Below are 16,704 nucleotides of genomic sequence, written 5' to 3' on the forward strand. Positions count from 1 at the left end.
GACCGCAATCGTGGCCCCGCGCGCCCCGGGCCGCCACCGTGCCGGACGTCTTAAGAACCAACCCGGGCCGCCACCGTGCCGGACGTCTTAAGAACCAACCCGGGCCGCCACCGTGCCGGACGTCTTAAGAACCAACCCGGGCCGCCACGGTGTCGGCCGCCTCAAGAACCAACTCACCGCGCAACAAGGACGCGATAGACAAGCCCTTAAGCCAAATCCCGCAGCAGCAATTCCCAAAACTTCAACCGCTGCTCCAACGTAGACACCAGCACATACTCATTCAGCGTATGCGCTCCATCACCATCCGCTCCCAACCCGTCCAGCGTCGGAATACCCATTGCCGACGTGAAGTTGGCATCGCTGCCGCCACCCGTCATCGGCGCATCTTCGAGCAAAAAGCCCGCGCGATCCGCAAATCCCTGCACCAACGCCAGCAACGCAGCCGCCGCGTCAGTCTTCACCATCGGCGGACGGTTCAGTTCGACGTCGATGTCGAGTTCGACGTCCGGACCCACCGCGCACAGTTCACGCATCCGGCGCAGCACGTCTTCCGCGGCTCCCATGTCAGGCACCCGGAAATCCACCACGCAGCGGCACAGCGCCGGGACCGTGTTGGTGACCGTGCCGCCCGCGATCGTGCCCACGCTGACCGTGATGCCGCGGTCGTAGTCGGTCATCGCTTCCAGCGCCAGCACCTGATGCGCCATTTCGCGGATCGCGCTGCGGCCCTTCTCGTGTTGCATGCCTGCGTGCGCCGGGCGGCCCTTGACGTTCAGGTTCAGCATGCCCGTGCCCTTGCGAGCCGTCACGCACTTGCCGCCGTTGGGACGGGCCGGTTCGCAGACCAGCGCGTATTTGGCATTGGCGGCGAAGCGCTCGATGTGTGCTCGCGAGGCATGGCTGCCGGTTTCTTCATCGGGCACCACCAGGAAGTCCACCGGCAGTTGCGTCGCACCCGGACGTGCCACGCCAGCCAGGGCCGTCAGCGCCAGATAGATGCCCGCCTTCATGTCATAGCTGCCCGGGCCGTAGAGACGGTCGCCGTCGATACGCACCGGGTTCTCCAGCAGCGTGCCCACCGGGTGCACCGTGTCCATGTGCGCCAGGATCAGGATGCCGGGACGCGTATCGCCAGGTGCGCGGTTGGTCGCGTACAGCAGTGGCCCCGTCGTGGGGCCCAGCGACGACAGCTCAACCGTCAGGCCGGCGGCGGCCGCGTAGTCGGCGATGATGCGCGCCATCGCGGCGATGCCTTCCGGGAAGTTCGACGGCGATTCGCATTTCAGCCAGCTTTGGATGCCGGCGACGATCTGTTCAGTGCTCTGGGTATTGGACATGGCGGTATCGGGTTTCAGCGAAGGTAAAGGGATTCAGGCGACCTGCTGGCCAGCCAGGCGGGCGAGTTCGGCGTCGTCGGGCATCTTGCCGTCGAACCACAGGCTCGCGCAGACAGCCGACATTGCGCGGCCGTCGTGGCCGATGCCGGGCACCACCTGCAGCTTCCAGCCGAACGGCACGCCGCGGCGCTCGGCTTCCTTGCGGCCGAACTCGAAATAGTTCTGTGCGCGGGCGAAGCGGTGCGGACCCTGGCGCATTGCCGCGGGTTCGGACGGCAGGTTGGGGTCGTTGGTCTCGATGTCCTTGTCGCCTGCCAGGATCGTCATCGGGTAGGCCAGCAGCTTCACCAGATGATCCTCGGTCAGACCCACGCCGTCCATGCCCTCCGGATAAGGATGGTCAAAGGTCGGCAGCGTGTACCACCCGGGATTGCCCGCCGTCACCGCCTTGAAGGGCGCGTGCGGCTGGCTGCTCATCAGGCGGTGGACGAATTGGCCGCCCGCGCTGTGGCCGAACAGGTACACGTTCTGCCCGTCGGTGATCTCGCCGGCGATCATGTCCTTGATGACGTTGCCCACCAGCGCATACGTCCAGCCGTCGATGTGACGCGGGTTGCCGCCGGCCGAAAACACGCGGCCGTTGTTGTAGCTTTCGACGCCCGGCCAGATCTCGTTCGAGAACGTCAGCGCCACGATCAGCAGCTTGTGCTTGTCGGCCGCCTCGACCCAGAAGTCGCGGTATTCGTCGCCGTTGCGCAGCACGCCGTGCTGCACGATCACCACCGGGCAGTCCGGCGTGTAGCCATAGGGGCGGTAGGTCTGCAGCTTGAACGGACGGTCGTAGTTGCGGTCCTCGTCCACGTACAGGATGGCGTTGCGGCCCGCATGGCCCATTTCGATGGCGATGCGGTCCACGTTGGACATGTCGGCAGGTTTCATCAGGCGCTCGCTTCGTTCAGGTGGCAGGCCGACCAGTGGCCCGCCGAGATTTCTTTCAGGGCCGGCGCCACTTCACGGCAGCGCGGCATCGCGTGGGGACAACGGGGATTGAAGGTGCAGCCGGACGGCGGATTCAGCGGCGACGGAATCTCGCCCTTGATCGGCGTGAACTTGCGGCCGCGGCGCGCCACGTCCGGCACTTCGGCCATCAGGGCCTGCGTGTACGGGTGGTTGGCGCGGGCAAAGATTTCGGCAGACGTCGAGATCTCGACGATCTTACCCAGATACATGATCGCGACGCGATCCGAGATGTGCTTGACCACGCCCAGATCATGGCTGATGAACAGGTACGTGAAGCCGTGCTGTTCGCGCAGGTCCATGAACAGGTTGATCACCTGCGCCTGGATCGACACGTCCAGCGCGGCCACCGGCTCGTCACAGACCAGGAACTTGGGCGCCACCATCAGCGCGCGGGCGATGCCGATGCGCTGGCGCTGGCCGCCCGAGATCTGGTGCGGAAAGCGATCGCGGTACTCGGTGGCCAGGCCCACTTCCGTGAGCGCCTGGTCGATGCGGGCGGGAATCTCGGCCGGGGGCGCCAGCTTGTGGACCTTCAGCGATTCGCCCAGGATCTGCCGCAGCCGCTGGCGCGGGTTCAGCGAGGCCTGTGGATCCTGGAAGATCATTTGCACGCCCAGCGTGTACGCCAGCTTGTCGGCGCCGCGCAGGCGGTTGGCGTCCGTGCCCTGGTACAGCAGTTCGCCTTCGGTCTGGCGGTGCAGGCCGGCCACGACGCGTCCCAGCGTGGACTTGCCGCAACCGGACTCGCCCACCAGGCCCACGACTTCGCCGCGCTTGATGGACAGGTCCACGCCGTTCACCGCGTACACGGTGCGGCGGTCGATGGGGCGGCCGGTCAGGGCGAGGATGCGTTGGGCCAGGTCAGGCCGTTGCTCGAAGCGTTTGTGGACGTTCTTGAGCTCGATGACGGGGGTATCGGCTTGGCTCATTGCTTACTGTGCCTCGCGGGCGATCGGCACGTAACAGCGATAGCTGCGCGGACCTTCGGTGGTGACGGAGGGGGCTTGCTCGGTGCAGCGCGTGACCGCGTTGATGCAGCGCGGCCGGAACGCACAGCCCGCCGGACGGCCGGCCAGGCTTGGCGCCATGCCGTTGATCTGGTGCAGGCGCGCGCCCGGCTGCGTGGCGCCGGGCATCGAGTCCAGCAGTCCCTTGGTGTAGGGGTGACGCGGCGCATCCAGCACCTGTTCGACCGGGCCGCTTTCGACGATGCGGCCGGCATACATCACGGCCACGCGGTCCGCCAGTTCGGCCACCACGCCCAGATCGTGGGTGATCCAGATCAGCGCCGTGTTGTGCTCGCGGCAGATCTGCTGCATGCGGTAAAGGATCTGGCCCTGGATGGTGACGTCCAGCGCCGTGGTCGGCTCGTCGCAGATGATCAGGTCCGGCTTGTTCAGCATCGCGATGGCGATCGCCACGCGCTGACGCATGCCGCCCGAGAACTCGTGCGGATAGCTCTTCAGGCGTTTTTCCGGCGATGGAATGCCCACCATGGCCAGCGCTTCGCGGCAGCGTTCCTCGGCCTGGGCGCGCGGCACGTCCTCGTGCGTCAGGATGGCTTCCATCATCTGCTCGCCGATGCGCAGCACCGGGTTCAGCGTCATCAGCGGATCCTGGAAGATCATTGCGATGCGGTTGCCGCGCAACTGGCGCATCTGCTCTTCGGACAGCTTGCGCAGGTCCGTGCCCTTGAACTTGACCTCGCCGTCAACGACTTCGCCCGGCGGGTCGATGAGGCCCAGCAACGAAAAGCCCGTAACGGACTTGCCCGAACCGGATTCACCGACCAAGCCGACGATCTCGCCACGGCGCACGGTCAGGTCGACGCCGTCGACCGCCAGCCACGCGCCGGCCTCGGTATGGAATGCAGTGCGCAGGCCGCGCACATCAAGAAGAATGTCGCTCATGCTCGACGCGGGTCCAGGCTTTCGCGCAGGCGATCGCCAACGATGTTGATGGAGAGGATGAGAACCAGGAGCGCAATGCCCGGGAACAGGCTGATCCAGTAGTCGCCCGACAGCAGGTACTGGAAGCCGTTGGAGATCAACAGGCCCAGCGACGGTTCAGTGATCGGCACGCCCACGCCCAGGAACGACAGCGTCGCTTCCAGCGCGATTGCAGTGGCGATCTGGATAGTGGCGAACACCATCACCGGACCCAGGCAGTTGGGCAGCAGGTGAAAGAGCATGATGCGCCACGCCGGGAACCCCAGATTCGCGGCGGCCTCGACGTATTCCTTGCGGCGTTCCTGCAGGGCGCGGCTGCGCATGATGCGCGCGTAATGCCCCCATTGCACAAGGACAAGCGCCAGGATCACCTTGTCGACCCCGCGCCCCAGCACCACCAGCAGCACCAGCGCCACGAGGATGGTCGGAAAGCCCAGGATGAAGTCGACGATGCGCATCAGCACGGTGTCGACCCAACCGCCGATGTAGGCGGCCACCAGGCCGATTGCGCCGCCGATGGCGGTTGCCAGCACGACGGCGGACAGGCCCACCATCAGACTGATCCGCAGGCCATACAGGATGGCGCTCAGCATGTCGCGCCCTTGATCGTCGGTGCCCAGCCACGCGATGCTGCCGTCCATCAGGGCCTGGCGCGGCGCCAGGCGTCCGTCCATGAGAGACAGGTTGGCCAGGTCATAGGGATTTTGCGGCGCGAAGAACGGCGCGAAGACCACCAGGATGATCAGCACGGCCAGCGCGATGACCGAGCCGCGCACCGTGGGGCGCGCGTGCAGTTTTTTCAGGATGGCGGCGCGCCGGGGCGTCTCGGCCAGGGGCTGGACGGTGCGGGTGCGGCCAGGATTCGGAGTATTAGCCATGGCGGTTTATTGAGCGGGGGCCACGAGCTGCACGCGCGGGTCGAGCGCGGCGTACAGGATGTCCACAACCAGGTTGATGACGACGAAGATCAGCGTGACCAGCATCACGTAGGCAACGACGACCGGGCGGTCGAGCTGGTAGACGCTATCGATCAGCAGCTTGCCCATGCCGGGCCACGCGAACACGGTCTCGGTGATGGTCGAGTAGGCGATCAGGGTGCCGAACTCCATGCCGATCACCGTGACCACGGGGATCAGGATGTTGCGCAGGATGTGGCGGCGCACGATCCGGCTGGGCTTGACGCCCTTGGCGCGCGCGAACTTCACGTAGTCCTGGCTGCGGGCTTCCACCACGCCCGAGGCCGTCATGCGCAGCACCAGCGCGATGTTGGCGAGCGCCAGGTTGATGGCCGGCATGATCAGGTGCGACCAGCCGTCGGCGGTCAGGATGGACAGGCGCACGCCCAGCACGGTCACGGTGTCGCCGCGGCCGGTGGCCGGCAGCCAGCCCAGCCAGACGGCGAACAGCAGGATCAGCATCATGCCTTGCCAGAAGTTTGGCAGCGAAAAGCCCAGCACGGACGAGGCCATGATGCCGCGGCCCACGTACTCATCGCGGTACAGGCCCGCGACCAGGCCCAGCGGGATGCCGATCACACAGGTCAGCATGATCGCGACGATCACGAGCTCGAACGTGGCCGGAATGCGCTGCACGATCAGCTCGATCGCGGGAATGCCGTGCACGAAGGACGTGCCCAGGTCGCCGTGCAGCGCACGCCACAGGAAGCCTGTGTACTGCTGCCACACGGGCAGGTCCAGGCCCAGGCGGGCGATCATCGCCTCGCGCGCGGCCTGGCTGGCTTCAGGGCTGACCAGCAGTTCGATCGGGTCGCCCACGGCATACACCGCGAAGAAGACCACGACCGACACGGCCAGCAGCACGAACAGACTCTGTATCAGTCTGCGTAGGATGAACAAGGCCACGAGATGATTTCCTTGGTGGGCTCAGGGTTGGGGAAAAGCCGGGGGTGGGCAGGCCGTCGCTAGGCGATCGGCTGCGCCAGGCGCACGACGGTGACGCCGGGCCGCAGGTTTGCGGTGGACGGCATGATGAGCACGCAGTTGTCGTACGGGGTGGTGACGGGTTCGCCTTCCGACCAGCCGATGACGGTGCCCGCTTGGGGCAGCATCTCCAGGCCCTTCCAGGGTTCGGCAAAGCGGAAATCGGCGCTTTTGGCGGCGACGGCGTGCGTGACGCGCAGCGCGCGCTGCAGCGGCGCGCCGGGCGCGAACCAGTTGGCGGGGATGTCGCTGCGGTCCATCGTGCCGGCCTCCACCAGAAAGCGCGCCATCTGGTCGGCGGCCACGCCGCGGGCCTCGGGGGCGCCATGGAAACCGCATTCAATCAGCAGAGAGCGCGTGCCGTTGTCGCCGGCATCGCCAAAGCGGCCGAAATCGCGCATGCGCACGCCGGCGGCATGGCCGGCGTCGGCAATGATGGTGGCGGGGTTGCCCAGGGCCAGCGCGAGATCGATGTTGCGCTGTTCCAGGCCGGTCAGCTGCAGCGGCACGTCGGAATTGCTCATCGAATGAAAGTCGAGCAGCCAGTCGGCTTGTTCGACCCACGGGCGGAGCTCGGCGGCGCGGCGGCGCTCTTGCGAGATCGGCGCGGACAGCTTGTCATCGCTCCAGACGCGGTTCATGTCTTCGTCCACGAAGCGCGCGGGGGCGTAATTGCGGGAATCGAAGCGGTCGAAGGCCGCCAGGTTACAGAACGCCAGCGTCAGCGTGCCGCGGCGCGGGCGCAGGCCGGCGGCAAGCAGGTCCTTCAGCGCCCAGGCGCCGCACAGCTCGTTGCCGTGGATCAGCGCGCTCAGCATCACCCGCTTGCCGGGCGCGCCGGAATCGAAATGCCAGACGCCGGGCGTGTCGGTGTTGCCCACGCGCTCGGCCGACAAGTCCGGACAGGCCAACAGGAAAGGACGGGGGGCAGGGGCGGACGAAGACGGGGGCAAAGACGTGGGCATGGCGGTTCCGATGAAGCGAGACGATTGTAGGGGATGGGGCGGGGGACTCGGGCAAAGCGGGGCGCATTTGCGCCGCCACAAGGCAAAACGGCTGCACGAGGCAGCCGTTTCTTCTTTACTCAGCCCTGCCGGCTCACTTGGCGTCGGGCTTGACCGAGGTGGCCAGGGTGTACTGGTCGCGGCGGCCTTCGTACGAGATGCCCTTGCGGTACGCCCAGATGCTGCTTTCGAAGTGCAGCGGGATCAGCGGCACGTTGTCCAGGGCGATCTGGGTGGATTCCTGCAGCAGCTTTTCGCGCTTGGCGGGGTCGACCGTCACGATGGCCTGCTTGTAGACCTTGTCGAAGTCGGCATTCGAGAAGCCGCCGTAGTTGCTAGTGCCCAGGCTGGCGGGGGAATCCAGGGAGGCGACCCACAGCTGGAACAGCGCCGACGCTTCACCCGTTTCCGCCGGCCAGCCGCCCATCGAGAAGCTGAACTCGCGCTTGGCGCGCTTGGGGAAGTAGATGGAGGCGGTCATCGCGTCCACGTTGGTCTTGATGCCGACGCGGGCCAGGTACTGGGCCACGGCCTGGGCAACCTGGCCGTCGTTGACGTAACGGTCGTTGGTGGACGACAGCGTCAGTTCAAAGCCGTTCGGGTAGCCGGCTTCGGCCAGCAGCTTCTTGGCGCCTTCCGGGTCGTACTTGATTTCCGGGGCCTTGGGCAGCGCGCCGAACATGCCGTCGGGCATGAACTGGAAGGCCGGGGTCGCCATGCCGTCCATGATGCGGGCGGTGATGGTCTTGCGGTCGATGGCCATGTTGATGGCCTTGCGGACGCGCAGATCCTGCAGCGGGTTCTTGCCGTCGGCGCTCTTGACGAACGGGCTCGGGTTGCGGCCCACGTCCGGCTGGAAGAACACCAGGCGGGTGGACGGCGTGGCCACGAAGCCGAACTTCGGGTTGTCCTTCAGGCGCGGCAGGTCACGCGCGGCGGGGTTTTCGATCATGTCGAAGTCGCCGGACAGCAGGCCGGTCAGGCGCGGGCCGGCGGACGGCACCGGCACGAACTTCACTTCCTTCCAGTGCGGCTTCTCGCCCCAGTAGTTCTCGTTGCGGACCAGCTCGATGCCGGTGCCCTTGACGTAGGACTTCAGCATGTAGGGGCCGGTGCCGATGGCGTCCTTGCCGTTGTTGAAGTCGACCACCGTGGGCCAGGCGCCCGTCACGCCGCAACCCTTCTTGGGGTCGTACGTGAGCTTGCCGTGTTCGACGATGCCGTTCCAGATGATCGGCAGCGAGCGGGCCAGTTCGGCCGGCATCAGGGGGAAGGGTTCACCGGTCTTGATGATGACGGTGTGTGCGTCCGGCGTCTGGACGTCGGTGATGCGCTTGGTCATGTCCATGTAGGACTGCGACACGTTGGTTTCGTTGTTCAGCGTCCGGCAGATCGTGAACAGCACGTCTTCGGACGTGAACGGCTTGCCGTTCGAGAACTTGACGTCGTCGCGCAGCTTGAATTCCCAGGTCAGGTCGTCCAGGGTCTTCCAGGAAGTCGCAAGCTGGGGAACCAGCTTCATGTCGGCGCTGCGGCCCACCAGCGAGTTGTAGACGTGCGCGGAGAACGCGTCGTTCTGCGTCATCTTGTGATAGTGGGGGTCCGCCGAGGTCGGTTCGGCCGACAGGCCGATCTTCAGCGTCTGGGCTTGGGCGGCTGCCAGGGGAATGGCGGCGGCCACAAGGGCCAGGGTGGTGCGCAACTTCATGGTGACAACTCCGGATGGGGAACGAACCGGATCGTGCAGGCGGCCACGCGCGCCAGGGGACGACTGCGTCGGCCAGGGGGCTTGCGGGGAATTGTCGCCAGGGCACGACGGCAAGGGGCCGATTATCGGTAGGGGGTTCGCGCGCTGTCAATGCGCAGCGGCGATCGGGGCGCTAGGGAAAACGCCGAGAGGGGAAGGGAGAGAGGGCGTCGCGCGGCTCCTCTTGGAGCCCTGCGCGACGCGATGGCGCCGACGAGGGAACGGCGCCGAAACGTTGCGGCGGGCGCCTGGGGAGGGCCAGGCGGGCGCTGCAACGGCAGCGCGCCAGGCTGATTCGCGGGAGATCGATCGCGATTCAGCCTGGCGCGGCTGTTATTACCACTGCGATCCGGAGAAGCGCGAGCTGGCGGCGCGAGCCTTGTTCATCGATTCGTTCACTTCGTCGATGAAGGCAAAGACGGCGGCAACAGCGGCTGCTACGGATTGGCCAGCCTTCTTCAGGCTGGTCAGCGGGTGAGAATTCGGTTGGTTTTCGAGAGCGCCGCGGAGCAGGTCACGCTCCAGCGCGTCGGTCAGGCGGGCAGTGTTGTTCAGGGTCAGTTCGCTCATGGTTTGGCTCCAGTCCGTTTCGTCATGGGGTAAACCATTATAGGGATAACCCTAGAACAATAGCAATGCTCTTTTTAGGGAAAACCCTAGTATGTTGTAAAAATGTTTGCGTGACATGGACTTAGCCCTTGTTGCGCAGGGCTCGGGCGGCGTCGGCAAGCTCGCCGGCGGTCAGGCCGATGGGGCCGATCCCCTCGGCGACCAGCGCATCGGCAGCGGCGCCGTGCAGCCAGACGGCGCCGAGCACGGCCTGGTCAAGTGGCAACTTCTGGGCGATCAGCGCGCCCAGCATGCCGGCCAATACGTCCCCGGTTCCGGCGGTGGCGAGACCCGGGTTGCCGGTGGTGTTGACGTGCAGGCCGCCGTCCGGGGCGCAGACCACGGTGCCGGCGCCCTTGAGCACCACCCAAGCCTGGAAGCGCTGCGCCAGTTGCCGGGCGGCGCCGGGGCGGTCGCGCTGGATGGTGTCCGTGCCGACGCCCAGCAGGCGGGCGGCTTCCGCCGGATGCGGGGTCAGCACGACGGGGCCGGCGCCCCACGTGGGACGGATTTCACCGCGGGCGAGCAGATTCAGGCCGTCGGCGTCCAGGACCAGCGGCGCGTGCCGCCGCAAGACGAACAGTTCCGACAGGGCGTTGGCGGCCAGCGCGCCCGTGCCGATCCCGCAGCCGGCGACCCAGGCGGTGACGCCCCAGTCTTCTTCCAGCAGCGAACGGAAATCGCGCAGCATCAGTTCGGGTTGCAACGGGTCGCAAGGCAGGGGCAGCGTTTCCTGCACGAAACCCACCAGCACCTTGCCGGCGCCGGTCTTCAGGGCGGCGCGGGCGGCTAGCAGGGCGGCGCCGGTCATGCCGGGACCGCCACCCACCACGCCCAGGGTGCCAAAGCTGCCTTTGTGCGAGTCGTCTGCGCGGGGGGCGAACAGGGCGGGCAGCGCGGCGCGGTCAATGGGGACGGCGGGGGTGTTCATGGGGTGAGGCTCCGGGGGGAAATCGTCATGGCGGGTCGGCCGTATCCACTATAGTGCGCAAAAACGCGGCCGCCTTGGGGCGGGCGCCAACAACCAAGAGACGACCCGGAGCAGACAATGACCGACATCACGCTGGAACACTATTCGGCCTACGAATCCCTGAAGCTGCGCCGCCACCCGGGCGGCGTGCTGGAACTGATCATGGGCGCCAAGGGCGGCGTGCCGGGCAAGCTGTCCACGGCCGACGACCGGATGCACCGGGAGCTGGCCGACATCTGGCGCGACATCGACACCGATCCGGACACGCGGGTCGTGGTGATCCGAGGTGAGGGCAAGGGCTTCTCCGGCGGCGGCGACCTGGATCTGGTGCAGCAGATGGCGGACGACTTCGACGTGCGCACCCGCGTCTGGCGCGAGGCGCGCGACCTGGTCTACAACATCATCAATTGCAGCAAGCCGATCGTGTCCGCCATGCATGGCGCGGCGGTGGGGGCGGGGCTGGTGGCCGGTCTGCTGGCCGACATCTCGATCGCGGCGCGCGACGCCCGCATCATCGACGGCCACACCCGCCTGGGCGTGACGGCGGGCGACCACGCCGCCATCGTTTGGCCGCTGCTGTGCGGCATGGCCAAGGCCAAGTACTACCTGATGCTGTGCGAGACGGTGTCGGGCGAGGAGGCCGAACGCATCGGCCTGGTGTCGCTGTGCGTGGACGAGGCCGAGCTGATCGGCAAGGCGTTCGAGGTGGCCAACAAGCTGGCGGCCGGGTCGCAGACGGCGATCCGCTGGACCAAGTATTCGCTGAACAACTGGCTGCGCATGGCCGGACCGACCTTCGACACGTCGCTGGCGCTGGAATTCATGGGCTTTGGCGGCCCGGACGTGCGCGAGGGCATCAATTCCCTGCGCGAACGCCGGGCGCCGAACTTCCGGCCCGATTCGCCGTTCTGACGCGTTATTTCTTGAAGAACCTGGCGAACGCCGCCTGCGCCTCTTCGGTCTGCAGGCGGGCGCGGAACTGCTGGGCTTCGTAGTCCAGGGTCTCCTGGATGGCCTGGCGGTCCGCCCGCTTCATCATGGCCTTGGTCAGGCGCAGGGCGGCCGGCGGCTGGCGCGCCAGGTCGGCGGCGGTGGCCTGGGCCGCGGCCAGCGCCTCGCCCTTGGGCGTGACGGACGTGGCCAGGCCCGCTTCCACCGCCTCCTGCGCGGAAAACGCCTTGCCCTGCATCAGCCACTGGGCCGCCCGACGTCCCACCAGCCGCGGCATCAGCAGGCTGGATGCGCCTTCCGGGCAGAGGCCCAGCGCAACGAACGGCATGCGCAGGGTCGCGCCTTCCCCGATGTGGACAAAATCGCAATGCTGCAGCAGCGTCACGCCGATGCCGATGGCGTAGCCCTCGACCGCGGCGATGACCGGCACGTCCGCCGTCGTCAGCGCGCGCAAAAAGGTCAGGCCGGCGCTATCGCCCGTCCCGCGTTCGGCCTGGAAGTCGCGCAGGTCGTTGCCCGCCGTGAAATGTTCGCCGGCGCCCGTCAGGATGACCGCCGATACCGTCACGTCCGCGCTTGCCAGGGAGATCTGCTCGGTCAACGCGGCATACGTGGCGGTGTCCAGCGCATTGCGGCGGTCCTGGCGGTCGATGGTCAGCGTGAGGACGGCGCCGTTGCGCGCCACCTTCAGGCCGGCGCTCATGCGTGCGGTCCCGCGGCCAGCCGAGCTTTTGCCTCAGCGTATTCATGCCGCAGCGTGTCGACGATCTTGCGGGTCGGTTCGACGCTGGCGATGCCCCCCACGCCCTGGCCGGCGCCCCAGATGTCCTTCCAGGGCTTGACGCGAGTGGTCCCGAAATTGGATGCGCCGGTGTCCGGCGCGGGCAGGTTGGCCGGATCCAGGCCGGCGGCGGCAATGCTGGCCTTCAGATAGTTGCCCGGAATGCCGGTGAAGAACGGCGTGTACAGGATGTCCGACGCGCTGGCCTCGACGATCGCGGCCTTGTAACCGTCGCTGGCGTTGGCCTCTTCGCTGGCGATGAAGCGCGTACCCATGTAGGCGAAGTCCGCGCCCATGGCCTGCGCGGCCAGGACGTGCGCGCCCGAGGTGATGGCGCCCGACAGGATCAGGGGACCGTCATAGAAGCGGCGCACCTCGGAAATCAGCGCGAAGGGGCTGAGCGTGCCGGCATGACCGCCCGCGCCCGCGCACACCAGGATCAGCCCGTCCACGCCCGCTTCCAGCGCCTTTTCGGCGTGGCGGATCGTCGTCACGTCATGGAAAACCTTGCCGCCCCAGTCGTGCACGCCCTTCACCAGGTCGCCGGGGGCGCGCAGGCTGGTGATGATGAGCGGCACGCGGTGGCTGGCGCACACGGCCAGGTCCTGTTCCAGCCGGTCGTTGGACTGGTGGATGATCTGGTTGACGGCGAACGGCGCGACGCGGGCGCCGGGATTGGCCTCGCGGTAAGACGCCAGACCGGCCTGGACTTCGTCGAGCCAGTCGGTCAGGAGCGTCTGCGGACGTGCATTCAACGCGGGAAACGATCCCACGATGCCGCTCGTGGACTGCGCGATGACCAGCTTGGGATTGGACACGATGAACATCGGGGCGCTGATGACCGGCAGGGACATCTGGCCATACAAATCAGTCACGAGGGGATGGGGCATGGGGCGTCGTCTCGTTGTAGGTTTTGGGGTATATTAATTACCTACCGACCGTCCGGTAATTAATTAATCTTTATTTAACGGCAAGCGCGGAACGGCTGTCAATTGCGGTTCGCCAGAACCCTCCGGCCCCGCGCGGCCCCTGCCAAAGGCGTCCATGGGCATCACTCCCCAACCCGTTCAGAAACGTGCCCGCGCCGGCCGGCCGCCCACGCTGGCCGCCCCGCGCGAACGCATTCTGGAAGAAGCCGCCAAGCTGTTCGCGCGCAGCGGTTACGACGGCAGCTCCATTTCCGACCTGGCCGGCGCCATCGGCGTGTCCAAGGCGGCCATCTATCACTATTACCCCACCAAGCAGGACATCTACGACGCCATCATCCTCCAGGTGCTGGAAGGCCTGACGCAGACCGTCGGCCGCGACGTGGCCGGCGCCGAGGGCGGCGCGGCCCGCCTGCGAGCCTTCATGGTGGGACATGCGCGCTACTTCGAGCAGCACCACGCCCAGTTCGTGACCATGCTGATCGGCTATTCCGGCATGGCGCTGTCCGAACGTGAAGACGCCGCCCGCCTGCGCGACAGCTACGAGAAGCAGCTGCGCGAGGTGATCTCGCAGGGCGTCGCCGAAGGCGCATTCCGCCCGCTGGACGTCGCCGCCACCGGCCGAGCGGTGCTGTCGATGCTGAACTGGATGGTGCGTTGGTACAAGCCCGGCCAGGGCGACAGCGCCGAATCCATCGCCGACGGCTATTTCGATCTGCTGCTGGGCGGCATGCGCGCCTGAGCCGGCCGCCACACCCATTCCTGACCCATATCCGCTTAAAGAGACCTCCATCATGGCCCTCGACACCGAAACCCTGAACCTCCTGATCGACGCCGTCCGCCGCTTCGTCCACGAACGCCTGATTCCCGCCGAGGACGAACTGGCCGCCAGCGGCGAAGTGCCGCCGGACATCGTCAATGAAATGCGCGAGCTGGGCCTGTTCGGCCTGTCCATCTCGCCGGACTTCGGCGGGTTGGGCCTGACGATGGAAGAAGAGGTCCGCGTGGTCTTTGAATTGGGCCAGACCTCGCCCGCCTTCCGCTCGCTGGCCGGCACCAACATCGGCATCGGCTCGCAGGCCATCGTCCTGGCCGGCACCGACGAGCAGCGCGCCAACTATCTGCCCAAGCTGGCCAGCGGCGAACTCATCGGGTCCTTCGCGCTGACCGAGCCCGATGCCGGTTCCGACGCCATGTCGCTGCGCGTGTCCGCCGAGCGCGACGGCGACTTCTACGTGCTGAACGGCACCAAGCGCTACATCACCAATGCGCCGATTGCCGGCCTGTTCTCCGTGATGGCGCGCACCGCGCCCGAGCGCCGCGCCAATTCGATCTCGTGCTTCCTGGTCGAAGCCGGCACGCCGGGCCTCATCATCGGCAAGCCGGACAAGAAGATGGGCCAGGCCGGCGCGCTGACCAGCGACGTCGTGTTCGACAACTGCCGCGTGCCGGCCAGCGCCTTGCTGGGCGGGGAAGAAGGCAACGGCTTCCGGACCTCCATGCGCGTGCTGGACAAGGGCCGCCTGCACATTTCCGCGCTGTGCGTGGGCATCGCCGACCGCCTGCTGCGCGACGCCGTGCAGTACGCCACCGAGCGCAAGCAGTTCGGCCAGCCCATCGCCGAGTTCCAGCTCATCCAGGCGATGATCGCCGACAGCCAGGCTGAACTGTATGCGGCCCGCTGCATGGTGCTGGACGCCGCCCGCATGCGCGACCGCGGCGAGAACACGACCATGCAGGCCGCCTGCTGCAAGCTCTTCTCCACCGAAATGGTCGGCCGCGTGGCCGACCGCGCGGTGCAGATCCACGGCGGCGCGGGCTACATGTCCGAGTACGCGGTCGAGCGCTTCTACCGCGACGTGCGCCTGTTCCGCATCTTCGAAGGCACCTCGCAGATCCAGCAGCTGGTCATCGCGCGCGAGACCATCAAGGCGCATTCCTGATCTTTCCGCCGCCAGAAGTCCGGCCAACGCGTTCCAGAGGCTAATATCCAGTCTGACGAATGTTGATCGGAAGGCGGCCCCCGCGGGCCGCCTTCTGGCATGACGGAATCCCAGTCCGCCCGGCGCCTGCTCGCGGGGCCGGAAGTTCTCATTTCCCTTCTAGCGAAAAGATTACCGATGTCGCAACGTCCCGCTCCCCTCACCGGCATACGCGTGCTGGATCTGACCCGCGTGCTGGCGGGTCCCTGGTGCACCCAGAACCTGGCCGACCTCGGCGCCGAGGTGATCAAGATCGAACGGCCCGGCTCGGGCGACGACACGCGCGCCTGGGGCCCTCCGTACCTGAAGGACGAAGCGGGCCACGACACCACCGAGGCCGCATACTACCTGTCGGCCAACCGCAACAAGATGTCGGTGGCGCTGGATATCGCGTCGCCTCGCGGCGCGGAGCTGGTGCGTGAACTGGCCTTGCAGAGCGACATCCTGGTCGAAAACTTCAAGGTCGGCGGGCTTTCCAAATACGGCCTGGACTACGAAAGCCTGAAGGAACTGAACCCGCGACTGATCTACTGCTCGATCACCGGCTTCGGCCAGACCGGTCCCTACGCCAGCCGTCCCGGTTATGACTTCATGATCCAGGGCATGGGCGGCCTGATGAGCATCACGGGCGAGCGCGACGACCTGCCCGGCGGCGGTCCGCAAAAGGCCGGCGTGGCCGTGGCCGACCTGATGACCGGCATGTATTCCACCGTCGGCATCCTGGCCGCGCTGCACGAGCGCGCGCGCAGCGGCCTGGGCCAGCACATCGACATGGCGCTGCTGGACTGCCAGGTCGCCATGATGGCCAATCAGAATCTGAACTTCATGACCTCCGGCGCGGCCCCGCGCCGCGCCGGCAACGCGCACCAGAACCTGGTTCCCTACCAGGTGTTTGCGGCCAGCGACGGCCACCTCATCGTGGCGGTGGGCAACGACAGCCAGTTCCGCAATTACTGCGGCGCGATCGGCCTGCCCGAGCTGTCGGCCGACCCGCGTTTTGCCACCAACCCGCAGCGCGTGAAGAACCGCGAGGAACTCGTGCCCCTGCTGGCCGAGCGCATGGCCACCGGCGAGCGTGACCACTGGCTTGCCGCGCTGGAAGGCGTGGGCGTGCCGGCCGGTCCCATCAACACGCTGGACCAGGTCTACGAAGACCCGCACGTCCTGGCCCGCAACATGAAGCGCGAGCTGCCCCATCCGGCCGCCGGCACCGTGCCTGTGGCCGCCAGCCCGCTCAAGTTCTCCGGCAGCCCGGTCGAATACCGCCGCGCGCCGCCCATGCTGGGCGAGCACACCGAGCAGGTGCTTACCGAAAAACTGGGGCTGTCGGCCGAAGAAATCCAGGCGCTGGCGCAGAGCCGGGCGTAAATCGCGCGCCGGGCGGCCCGCGCCGCCGACCGCGCATGCCGCGCCGCGCCAGGCGCGATATCCATTCCAATAAAGGCAGGAGAGAGTTGATGACGGAGATTCAAACCATCGGCGTCGTAG

General features: G+C 66.9%; 16 protein-coding genes. 4 read left to right on the forward strand and 12 right to left on the reverse strand.

The window, feature by feature from the left end:
* Nucleotides 1–206: 206 nt before the first annotated feature.
* The 10 genes from RT697_RS24265 to RT697_RS24310 form a co-directional block, all read right to left on the reverse strand.
* Complete coding sequence (locus tag RT697_RS24265; RefSeq protein WP_313702247.1) at nt 207–1,337, reverse strand: M20 family metallopeptidase; 1,131 nt, start codon at nt 1,335–1,337, stop codon at nt 207–209.
* A 33-nt stretch (nt 1,338–1,370) separates the two neighbouring features.
* Complete coding sequence (locus RT697_RS24270; RefSeq protein ID WP_313702248.1) at nt 1,371–2,276, reverse strand: alpha/beta hydrolase; 906 nt, start codon at nt 2,274–2,276, stop codon at nt 1,371–1,373.
* Nucleotides 2,276–3,286 carry an oligopeptide/dipeptide ABC transporter ATP-binding protein gene (locus tag RT697_RS24275; protein ID WP_313702249.1) on the reverse strand — a complete coding sequence of 337 codons (1,011 nt, stop codon included), beginning with the start codon at nt 3,284–3,286 and terminating at the stop codon, nt 2,276–2,278. The genes RT697_RS24270 and RT697_RS24275 overlap by 1 nt, the downstream gene beginning before the upstream one ends.
* Nucleotides 3,287–3,289: 3 nt before the next feature.
* Entirely contained in the window at nt 3,290–4,267 is a 978-nt protein-coding gene (locus RT697_RS24280; protein WP_313702250.1) for an ABC transporter ATP-binding protein, read from the reverse strand.
* Entirely contained in the window at nt 4,264–5,184 is a 921-nt protein-coding gene (locus RT697_RS24285) for an ABC transporter permease (RefSeq protein ID WP_313702251.1), read from the reverse strand. The genes RT697_RS24280 and RT697_RS24285 overlap by 4 nt, the downstream gene beginning before the upstream one ends.
* A 6-nt stretch (nt 5,185–5,190) precedes the next feature.
* Complete coding sequence (locus tag RT697_RS24290) at nt 5,191–6,168, reverse strand: ABC transporter permease (RefSeq protein WP_313702252.1); 978 nt, start codon at nt 6,166–6,168, stop codon at nt 5,191–5,193.
* Nucleotides 6,169–6,227: 59 nt separating this feature from the next.
* Nucleotides 6,228–7,211, reverse strand: coding sequence for a succinylglutamate desuccinylase/aspartoacylase family protein (locus RT697_RS24295; protein WP_313702253.1), 984 nt, complete (start codon nt 7,209–7,211; stop codon nt 6,228–6,230).
* Between the two features lie 133 nt (nt 7,212–7,344).
* Nucleotides 7,345–8,958: an ABC transporter substrate-binding protein gene (locus tag RT697_RS24300; protein WP_313702254.1), complete on the reverse strand. Its 1,614-nt coding sequence runs from the start codon at nt 8,956–8,958 to the stop codon at nt 7,345–7,347.
* Between the two features lie 375 nt (nt 8,959–9,333).
* Nucleotides 9,334–9,567 carry a hypothetical protein gene (locus RT697_RS24305; RefSeq protein ID WP_008161006.1) on the reverse strand — a complete coding sequence of 78 codons (234 nt, stop codon included), beginning with the start codon at nt 9,565–9,567 and terminating at the stop codon, nt 9,334–9,336.
* Nucleotides 9,568–9,688: 121 nt separating this feature from the next.
* Nucleotides 9,689–10,537: an NAD(P)H-hydrate dehydratase gene (locus RT697_RS24310; RefSeq protein WP_313702255.1), complete on the reverse strand. Its 849-nt coding sequence runs from the start codon at nt 10,535–10,537 to the stop codon at nt 9,689–9,691.
* 117 nt (nt 10,538–10,654) lie between these two features.
* Here RT697_RS24310 and RT697_RS24315 point away from each other — a divergent pair, with 117 nt between their 5' ends.
* Nucleotides 10,655–11,488 carry an enoyl-CoA hydratase/isomerase family protein gene (locus RT697_RS24315; RefSeq protein ID WP_175125116.1) on the forward strand — a complete coding sequence of 278 codons (834 nt, stop codon included), beginning with the start codon at nt 10,655–10,657 and terminating at the stop codon, nt 11,486–11,488.
* A gap of 4 nt (nt 11,489–11,492) precedes the next feature.
* Here RT697_RS24315 and RT697_RS24320 read toward each other — a convergent pair whose 3' ends face one another.
* Nucleotides 11,493–12,230: an enoyl-CoA hydratase-related protein gene (locus tag RT697_RS24320; RefSeq protein WP_313702256.1), complete on the reverse strand. Its 738-nt coding sequence runs from the start codon at nt 12,228–12,230 to the stop codon at nt 11,493–11,495.
* On the reverse strand, nt 12,227–13,198 hold the full coding sequence (locus tag RT697_RS24325; RefSeq protein ID WP_313702257.1) for a nitronate monooxygenase family protein: 972 nt from the start codon (nt 13,196–13,198) through the stop codon (nt 12,227–12,229). The genes RT697_RS24320 and RT697_RS24325 overlap by 4 nt, the downstream gene beginning before the upstream one ends.
* A 154-nt stretch (nt 13,199–13,352) precedes the next feature.
* On the opposite strand from RT697_RS24325, the gene RT697_RS24330 reads away from it, so the two are divergent.
* The 3 genes from RT697_RS24330 to RT697_RS24340 all read left to right on the forward strand — a co-directional run bounded on the left by RT697_RS24330 (nt 13,353) and on the right by RT697_RS24340 (nt 16,584).
* The gene (locus RT697_RS24330) at nt 13,353–13,976 is read left to right on the forward strand and encodes a TetR/AcrR family transcriptional regulator (RefSeq protein WP_313702258.1); all 624 of its coding nucleotides are present in this window, start codon (nt 13,353–13,355) and stop codon (nt 13,974–13,976) included.
* A 52-nt stretch (nt 13,977–14,028) separates the two neighbouring features.
* Nucleotides 14,029–15,177 carry an acyl-CoA dehydrogenase family protein gene (locus RT697_RS24335; protein WP_313702259.1) on the forward strand — a complete coding sequence of 383 codons (1,149 nt, stop codon included), beginning with the start codon at nt 14,029–14,031 and terminating at the stop codon, nt 15,175–15,177.
* A gap of 177 nt (nt 15,178–15,354) precedes the next feature.
* The gene (locus RT697_RS24340) at nt 15,355–16,584 is read left to right on the forward strand and encodes a CaiB/BaiF CoA-transferase family protein (protein WP_313702260.1); all 1,230 of its coding nucleotides are present in this window, start codon (nt 15,355–15,357) and stop codon (nt 16,582–16,584) included.
* Nucleotides 16,585–16,704: the final 120 nt, after the last annotated feature.

Source organism: Achromobacter sp. (assembly GCF_032113835.1).
GTDB lineage: Bacteria > Pseudomonadota > Gammaproteobacteria > Burkholderiales > Burkholderiaceae_B > Achromobacter.